This is a genomic window from Bartonella florencae, from assembly GCF_000312525.1.
GTDB classification, from domain to species: Bacteria; Pseudomonadota; Alphaproteobacteria; order Rhizobiales; family Rhizobiaceae; genus Bartonella; species Bartonella florencae.
In genome coordinates this window covers 1-659 of sequence record NZ_HE997497.1, presented here as the reverse complement: position 1 = coordinate 659, position 659 = coordinate 1, and the positions used below count along the sequence as shown (strand labels likewise).

The 659-nt window shown below is 37.2% G+C and carries 1 protein-coding gene and 1 pseudogene; both read right to left on the bottom strand.

The genetic code is table 11. The annotated features are described in order from the left end of the window. Positions 1-94, bottom strand: a pseudogene (locus BN202_RS09840) (lambda exonuclease family protein); the annotation flags it as partial. Between the two features lies 1 nt (position 95). Then, on the bottom strand, positions 96-659 hold a 564-nt coding region (locus tag BN202_RS09020), incomplete at its 5' end, for an ERF family protein (protein ID WP_019220321.1).

The following is a 659-nucleotide window of genomic DNA, read 5'->3' as shown; positions in this document are numbered from 1 at the left end:
TTCCCTTTGCTGTTTTACTGAGTACGTTGTAAATATTTGAAGCGGTGACTTTGCCTAGTCGTGCTTGAAACCATTCTTCTGTTCTTTGTTCCATTTCACACCGCCGTTTGTTGCTTTTGTTGTGCTTTATTCATTTGCGAGCGTTGCTTTTTTTTCAAAGTAAACAAAACGGTTTGTGCTTGTTTATAAGACATCTGTGTGAGATTTTTTACGCCTATGAAAGAAAGAATATCGCTTTCCTTTGCTTGTGTTTGTTCTATTAATTCTCTGATTTCATTCATTTGTTCTGGTGTGACACCTGCTATAAGCGTGTTGCCATCAGTATCACCTTCATCACTGGTTACATTAAGAAGCATGCCTAAGAGATATCTGCGTGCATAAGTAATCGTGGAACCAACAGATTGAATGTTATTTTTACTGCCTTGTCCATCAATTGGAAATGTTCCTTCGGTTGAGATTTGATTGCCCGATGGATGAGACAGAGTTATTTCTATGGTAACGTTTGTAGCGGTTTGACTTTTAATACGAGAAAACAAAGCGAAGTGGTATTTTGCAAGAGTATCCTTTACTGCGTCAATATACTGATCAAGCGTTGCATATGTGCTCTTGGTATGGGTATTAATAGCGTTTTTTTGTATTTTTTGATATTCGATTTGCAT